The sequence below is a fragment of the Micromonospora sp. NPDC050417 genome (genome assembly GCF_044458865.1).
Taxonomy (GTDB): domain Bacteria; phylum Actinomycetota; class Actinomycetes; order Mycobacteriales; family Micromonosporaceae; genus Micromonospora_G.
In genome coordinates this window covers 115,163-122,400 of record NZ_JBITIH010000023.1, presented here as the reverse complement: position 1 = coordinate 122,400, position 7,238 = coordinate 115,163, and the positions used below count along the sequence as shown (strand labels likewise).

Genomic DNA, 7,238 nt, shown 5'->3' with positions numbered 1-7,238 from the left:
CGCGTCGCCGCCAACCCCAAATGCGGAAAATTGTCGTAATAGTCAAAAGTGTCCAAGTCCCGACAACTCAACAAAAACGGAAACCGGAACTCCGGAGCACCCCAGCCATCAGCCAAACGCCGGAACACCCCATCGATCGCCCGCAACAACCGCAGTTGACCGCCATCAAGAACCCTCAAACCATTATCGGTCACCGTAGTCATAATGCCGCTTCCTGCTTGAAGAATCGCGCCTCGACCGCATGGAGCGTGCGGAAGTCGTCCAAGTCCAGTTCCTCGGGGTCGATCGACTCGCCGGTCAGTTCCTCGATGAGGAAGATGAACTCGACGAAGGCCAGCGAATTGATCGCCCGACTGTCGATCAGGTCGAGATCGTCGGCCAGTTGTTCGAGCTTGGGATTGCGGCCCAGGATGAACTCCCGCACCGCCTGCATCGGCTCGCTCTTCACTTGATCAATTCCCTGCCCACGCCCGCCTTCGTCAGGAAGCTGCGCGTCCGCTTGAGGATCCGCTCGTGTGCCGCGTGCCGGGCGGGGTGTTCCAGCGCACGCCGCCGCAGCGCCAGCGCGTCCGCGATGCCCGCGTCGCGGTAGGCGGCGGGGTTGTAGAGGGTGCCGATGCTGTACTGGAGGTAGCTCTCCAGATACTCGGCAACCACCGGCACCTCGGCAGCATCGCGCTTGGCCACCTGGCCGAGCAGGTTGGTGAAGATCATCCGTCCGAACGCAACGTGCCTGCTCTCGTCCTGGTGGTGCACCCGGTTGATCTCACGGGCGATGTGCGGCAGCGACTCGTCGGTGGCCATGTAGGCGTTGTAGTGGTCGACGATCTCCTCGAAAATGAGGATCCGGGCGAACACCACCAGCTCGCGGGCCACCGGCGACAGATGCTCCACCGAGTCCGCCTTCAGCGTCGGCTGCGCCGGGTAGAGCTTGCCGCCGTAGCGCAGGCAGAACTGCGCGAAGAACCACATGTGCTCGTTTTCCTCACCGATGAAGTGGTGCAGGAATTCCGAGACGTTCGCATAGGCCCGCTCGTGGATGCGCATGACAACTTCGCTCATCAGCTCGCGGATGCCGTGGATGTTGAGGCTGAAGAAGTTGATCGCCTCATACTTGGTCAACGCAATCTGCTGCTCGCGGGTGAGCTCGTCCCACATCGGCGTTCCTGCCAGCGTGGTCAGGCTCTCGCTCATCCAGGGCATGTCGGGCTCGACGGCCTCCGGCCAGTCGAACAACGTGTACGGGTTGTAGTATCCGGATTCGGCCAGGTGTTCGAGCCGGTCCAGTTCAAGCATTATCGGCTCAAGTTCACGTACCGCCATTGTCACTTTTCCTTCCCCATGGAGTGGCTCGAGAAGTCACGCCTACCGCGCCGACCGGATATCGGCGCGCACCAGGACCGGCTGCGGTGAACCGCATTCGTGGTACCCGAAGGACGCGTTGCCGGAAGCGGTGGACGGGATCACCTTGTTGTAGACCGACCCGAGGCACAGTTCCTGGAACTGCTCGGTGTTCGCCGACAGCCGCGCCGCGAGCTGCGACTTGGCAATGTCGACGGTCTTGACCACCCCGTCGTCGTCCTCGACCTCGACGCACGCGTGCGGCAGATCGAGCGCGCCGCCGAGCACCCCGGTGAACCAGCCCCGCTTCGCCTCGGCGCGATGCCCTGCGGCGCGGAAGTGTTCGGCCAGCAGCAGGCTTGCCGCGATGCAGCTCGTCGCGCCGAGCTCGTGCACGAGCCCGTAGTCGGCCTGCATCGGCACGGGAATCATCTGCCAGCGGTAACCCGCGTCCAGGTAGTCACGCGTCAGCCGCCGCAGCGCCTGGGACACCAGAGGTGTCCGCGCGCCGGTGGTGGTGACTGTCGCGGCGTACTCCGCCGCCCCCTCGCCCGGCGCGGGCAGCGTGCCGCCCTCGACGCGACCGCCGAACCGGACGACGTCTGGCCCCTCCAAGCGCCACGGCGCCACCCCGGCGCACTCGTGGCACTCCAGCCGGACCTGGAAGTTCCAGGTCTTGGGTCGCAGCAGGTCGTCGACCGGCCTGCCCGCGAACCGGAACAGCATCCGGAACGCCATCTCCGGCTGGGTGTCGGACCGGTTCGAGTACATCCCGAGGTTGTAGAGATCGTTCGCGTCGAAATAGCGGATGCCCTCGCGGTCCTCGAACGGCAGGCCGGCGCCGACCAGCCGGTCGATGTCGGCCGAATCACAGCGCAGCATCTCCCGCGCCACAGGCTCCGACTGTGTCTTGCGAGAGTATCGATCGGGAATGAATTCGATCGTTTCGGCGACTTTTTCCCACGGCGGGCAGGCGATCACTCGTTGCTGTGGCACGGTCTATCCCCCAGGCAGATTCATCCGGGTCGGCGACTCAGTATCAGCACCGGCCGCACGCAAATACGGGAAGCCCGTCGGTGGGCTATCAGTGTGCGTTTTACATTCTGCCGGCCCTCTGCCTGGCCCTGCGGAACACCACCGAACGCTACCAGCTAATCGCGCGTCCGCAATCCGTTAATTTCGCATACTCCACCGTGCGCTTCGCACGCATCACGCGAAGACGACGATTCATCTCGCACCTGGGAGATCACCTCGCGCAGCCCCTCCTGCACGGTAAACATCGTTACAACAATGACCTAATCTCAGCGGGTGCGAAAGTGTTGATTGGTGCGACATGGGCAAAGGTGCCGAGACGGGAGGCACTGAGCTCGGGTGTGCACCCTCGACAGATAGTGCTCAGCTCGACATCCTCCCTGGCGAGAGCCCCAGGTGACCGCATATCGTGCCATGGTCAGCGCCCTCAGGGAACTCGCGCGGCACTTCGTCCGGCCGCTGGTTGCGCCCAACACCTGAGCGTGGCCGCGCAACTTCCCATCGCCCTCGAACTGCCCCCTGGAAGCTGTCGGCGCGCCCCGGGAGACGTGTGAAGCACACCAGCACGGGTGCATTTTTCACGGCAGCACTCCGTTTGCGCGCCGGTATCGTATGGGGCAGCACGACGGACTCCAGCGACGTCGCAGTGCCGCGCCTGACGTGGCCGGATCCGCAGGTCGGCGGGGCGCAGTCGTTCCACCCATCCCATTGAGGGGCCGCAATGCCGTTGGATCGGATACTTCGCAGTCTGATCGCGTGGCAACACGCCGACGGTGCGCCGACCCCCGCTCGCGCGATCTCCGTCGAGCAGGCCCGCGAGCGATACCGTGAGAACGCGATCCGTCCCCGGCCGGGGGACAACGGCCCGCACACAGCGGTCGCCGTCGTCGACGAGAAGATCGACACTGCGGACGGGACGTCGTTGCGGTCCAGGGTGTACACGCCGGAGGCCGACAGCGGCCGGGTGGTCACCTACCTGCACGGCGGCGGTTGGGTAACCGGTGACCTCGACACCCACGACTGGGTCTGCCGTGTCCTTGCGGCGTCACTGGGCGCGGTCGTCGTCTCCGCCGACTATCGCAGGGCGCCCGAATACCCCTACCCCACGCCGTTGCTCGACGCCATCGCCGCAGCCCGGTGGACGAGCCAGATGTCCCCCGGCCGTGACCACGTGCTCATCGGCGACAGCGCTGGCGCCCACCTCGCGCTCGGCGCCGCGCTCGACGCCCGCGACACCGGCGGCCCGAGGTTCGCCGCGCAACTGTTGGTGTACCCGCCCGTCGACCCGAGCCTGCGGATCGCCTCGGCCTGCGCGCACGCCGAGGGGTACCTGCTGTCCGTCGACGACATGATGTGGAGCTACGAGCAGTACGTTCCGGATCCTCGTCACCGCGGCGATCCCGCCGTCGACCTGCTGAACGCGGATCTGCGCGGCCTACCGCCGACGGTGGTCGCCACGGCCGAGTTCGACCCGCTGCAAGGTGAGGGCGAGCAACTGGTCGAGAACCTGCACGCCGCTGGCGTGCCCGCCCGTCACGTACCCGGACCGGGACTGGTGCACGGCTTCTTCCTGATGCAGGACATCGTGCCGGCGGCGGCGGCGACCGCGCGACGGATCATCCAGGAGCTGGACGATGTCCTGAGGTCAGCGGTTCCGTGACCCATCCGAGTGAGATGTGTGCCGACGCCCGCCCATAGGCGCTGGCGCACCGCGTCGGTGGGACTTGTGTCGGTGGCTCTGCGCAGCATCGCGTGCACACCCGGCACGATCGGGAAGACCCCGAGGGCAGCGCGTCACACCCCGACCGGCGTTGGTTGCCGAGACCGCAGCATGTCGGCCACCAGCGGCTCATAGTCGGCGTAGACCCCGCCCAGCTCGCCGTCGAGGAACAGTTGGCGCATCGCCGGACGCTGAACCTTCCCGCTCGTGGTGCGCAGAACGCCGCCACGGCGCAGCAACACGATCCCGGCGGGACGGAGGCCGAACTCGCGGGTGATGGTCTGTCTGATTCCGACGGCCAACTGGCGCAGACCGTCCTCCGACGGACGCCCGTTGATTTCGGACGTCACGACCAGGGCGTCTCCGAGGCCGGGCTCGCCGAGCGGCACCGTGAAGACGGCACCGATGATGCCCAGCCCGGGATGCTCCGCGCGAAGCGCTCGCTCGATCTCCTGCGGGTAGAGGTTGCGCCCATCCACACTGAGAAGTTCGGCCATCCTCCCGGTGACGTACAGCTCGCCGTCGTGCATCGTGCCAAGGTCCCCCGTACGGACGTAACCACTGTGCGTGAACGCCAGGTCGGCCGCGGCGTCGTCGCGCCAATAGCCTTTGGCGACGCAGGGGCCGCGCAACCAGATCTCGCCCACGGCCCCGGGAGGCAGCGGCTCGCCGGTGGCCGGGTCGGCGATCATCACCTCGGTGTCGCGCGGCGTCCCGCAGCTCACCACGGCCGCGCCCGCCTCCGCAGGGGTGAACAGCAACCGCTCCAACGCGTGCTCGTCCACTCTGGTCACGACGGCCCTGCGGAACGGAGCGGCGGACACGAGCAGTGTCGCCTCGGCCATGCCGTAGGACGGGCACACCACGTCGTCGCGCAGCCCAGCCGGGGCGAACCGCTTCGTGAACGCCTCCAGCGTCTCAACGTGCACCCGCTCCGCCCCGTTGGCGCTGATTCGCCACCGGGACAGGTCCAGGGCGGCCAGTTGGCTGTCGGTCACCTTGGCACGGCACATCTCGTAGGCGAAGTCCGGGGCCGCGGACGAGTAGATGTCGTACTCGTCGATCATGCGCAGCCAGTGGTGCGGGTGTCTGACGAAGGCTGCGGGCCGCATCAGCACGCAGCCCCCTCCCACCAGGAGAGCGGGCAACAGTTGACCGAAGAGCCCCAGGCCGTGGTACAGCGGGACCCACCCTCCCAGCCTGGTTTCGGTGGTCAGGCTGCACGCCCGGCGCTGGCTCTCCACGTTGTGCAGGAGGTTGCCGTGGCTGATCATCGCGCCTACAGGCTCGCCGGTCGTGCCCGAGGTGTAATGGATGATCGCGAGCGTCTCGTGGTCCAGGTTTTCGGGCGTCCAGGAGCCCGCGTCCGGTACGGCTCCGCTGTCGGTGGCGAGCAGGGCGATGTCGGTGAGCCCGGCCGCCTGCGCCCACTCCACGACGGTGGGAAGGTTGGCGGTGTCGGTCAGAGTCGCCGACACCTCGGCGTTCCTGGCGATGCCCCGCACCCGCGACCTCTCGTGGCGGTACCGGGCGGGTGGCGGTGCGGGCACCGCCACCATCCCGGCGTAGAGGCAGCCGACCAGGGCCGCGGCGAAGTCGAACCCGGTCGGGTACAGCAGGAGCACCCGCTCGCCGACCCGATAGCGGGCCCGCAGCCATGCCCCGATCTTCCTCGCCTCGGCGTCCAGTTGGGCGAACGACCAGCGCAGGTCGCCGTCGTCGCGCTCCATGTCGTTGACGAGGATCAGCGCCGTACGTTCCGGCGCCAAGCGGGCGTGCTCACGGATCGCCGCGGCGGCACTCGTGGTGAGCGAAAGATCGATCATGGACCTGGTTCCTCTCCCCTGCCGTGTGCACGGCCCCGACCCCGCAGGTGAATCGCAGGGTGCTTCAGGAATTCGTCAAGCGACGGTGCGGCGTGTCTATCCCGCGAGCATCCCATGTCATCAACACGCAAGGGATCGTTCAAGGTCGATTCGAGGCTAGCACCGGGAGCGATGGGGCATCCAGCGAGCCGATGCAAGAAGTGAAAATCGCTCGCCCGAGTATTAAGAACGCACCCGAAGGCATTGGGCAATACATACCGACAGAGCCCCGCGCTACCGGGACTCCCGCAGGATGCCGCGACCCATGTATGCTGCGGACTTGCTTTTTCAGTGTCAGGTGTGCGATTGTCAGAACAACAAACAGCCGAGCCAGACACTTCTCACGCTCACCCGACGCACCGCCGGCAGCGGGTGATCACATTGATGAACATCGCGCTACAGAAAAGTTCGCGAACCGTTCCTGGAGCAGCATTCGGCGTGGTAACCAGCGAAAGACGACCGGTCACCACGCCGAGAAGAGCGCAAACGGAAAGGACCCCGACCAACGATAGACACACTCGTGTCCGGCCCCGCGACGGGATCCGGCCCTCCGGGCTCGGCATGGGCTGCTACCACGCCGTTTGGTGATCAAATCCAGTCCGACTGGCGGGCGATTCGCAGCGCGTCGATCCGGTTACGCGCCTTGAGCTTCGCGACCACGGACGAAAGGTAATTGCGCACGGTACCTTCGGAAAGGTGCAGCCGCGCCGCGATCTCGACCACCGTCTCACCCCGAGAGACGTACTCAAGCACGGACAACTCACGCAGGGTGAGCGGACAGTCGCCGTTGCCCACCGCAGCCACCGTCAACTGTGCGTCGAAGACCCGTTCTCCCAAGTGGATACGCCGGATGGCGTCGAAGAACTGGTGCGGCGGAACGCTTCGCTGCACCATGCCCGCGATCTCGCCCGAAAACGCCTGCCGCACGACCGGCCGAGTGAACGACGTGGCGAGCAGCATGCTCTTGCAACCCGGGATGCTCGCCATCTTCTCGGCGAACGCGACCGCGTCGCTCTCCTCGCGCTGAAAGCTGATGATCCCAACGTCGGGCTTGTGCAATTCAGCGAACTCCAGCGCATCCAAATAGTTGTCGACGGATCCGACAACCCGGATCTCGTCGTGCTGCTCCAAGAGAGCGGTGAGTGCGAAACGTGACAGATGCAGAACGTCGGACACCAGAACGTCGATTGTCACTTGGCCCCTCCATGAAGTTCCCCGGACCGCGCCGTGAGGATGCAGCGCAACTCTTGTTTCGATAATGTCATACGTGTACAAATTTT

At 65.9% G+C, this 7,238-nt stretch carries 7 protein-coding genes; 1 reads left to right on the top strand and 6 read right to left on the bottom strand.

The features are described from left to right. The 4 genes from ACIBF5_RS26585 to ACIBF5_RS26570 all read right to left on the bottom strand — a co-directional run. A partial coding sequence (locus tag ACIBF5_RS26585; protein WP_396815596.1) for a hypothetical protein occupies positions 1 to 203 on the bottom strand: 203 nt, incomplete at its 3' end. Next, positions 200 to 448 (bottom strand): hypothetical protein, encoded by a 249-nt coding sequence (locus tag ACIBF5_RS26580; protein ID WP_396815595.1) that lies wholly within the window; start codon positions 446 to 448, stop codon positions 200 to 202. The genes ACIBF5_RS26585 and ACIBF5_RS26580, both read right to left, overlap by 4 nt. Further along, positions 445 to 1,323: a diiron oxygenase gene (locus ACIBF5_RS26575; RefSeq protein ID WP_396815594.1), complete on the bottom strand. Its 879-nt coding sequence runs from the start codon at positions 1,321 to 1,323 to the stop codon at positions 445 to 447. The genes ACIBF5_RS26580 and ACIBF5_RS26575 overlap by 4 nt, the downstream gene beginning before the upstream one ends. Positions 1,324 to 1,365: 42 nt before the next feature. Continuing rightward, positions 1,366 to 2,322: a hypothetical protein gene (locus ACIBF5_RS26570; RefSeq protein WP_396815593.1), complete on the bottom strand. Its 957-nt coding sequence runs from the start codon at positions 2,320 to 2,322 to the stop codon at positions 1,366 to 1,368. A gap of 772 nt (positions 2,323 to 3,094) precedes the next feature. Between ACIBF5_RS26570 and ACIBF5_RS26565 the strand changes: the two genes are divergently transcribed. Continuing rightward, positions 3,095 to 4,033 (top strand): alpha/beta hydrolase, encoded by a 939-nt coding sequence (locus ACIBF5_RS26565; protein ID WP_396815592.1) that lies wholly within the window; start codon positions 3,095 to 3,097, stop codon positions 4,031 to 4,033. Positions 4,034 to 4,167: 134 nt separating this feature from the next. On the opposite strand, the gene ACIBF5_RS26560 is transcribed toward ACIBF5_RS26565, so the two are convergent. Beyond that, positions 4,168 to 5,919: a fatty acyl-AMP ligase gene (locus ACIBF5_RS26560; protein ID WP_396815591.1), complete on the bottom strand. Its 1,752-nt coding sequence runs from the start codon at positions 5,917 to 5,919 to the stop codon at positions 4,168 to 4,170. Between the two features lie 627 nt (positions 5,920 to 6,546). Next, complete coding sequence (locus ACIBF5_RS26555) at positions 6,547 to 7,152, bottom strand: response regulator transcription factor (protein ID WP_396815590.1); 606 nt, start codon at positions 7,150 to 7,152, stop codon at positions 6,547 to 6,549. Between the last annotated feature and the right edge of the window lie 86 nt (positions 7,153 to 7,238).

Excerpts from the sequence above, each read along its gene's own strand:
- ACIBF5_RS26565 (WP_396815592.1), top strand. The coding sequence starts at position 3,095 with ATGCCGTTGGATCGGATACTTCGCAGTCTGATCGCGTGGCAACACGCC.
- ACIBF5_RS26575 (WP_396815594.1), bottom strand. The coding sequence starts at position 1,323 with ATGGCGGTACGTGAACTTGAGCCGATAATGCTTGAACTGGACCGGCTC.
- ACIBF5_RS26560 (WP_396815591.1), bottom strand. The coding sequence starts at position 5,919 with ATGATCGATCTTTCGCTCACCACGAGTGCCGCCGCGGCGATCCGTGAG.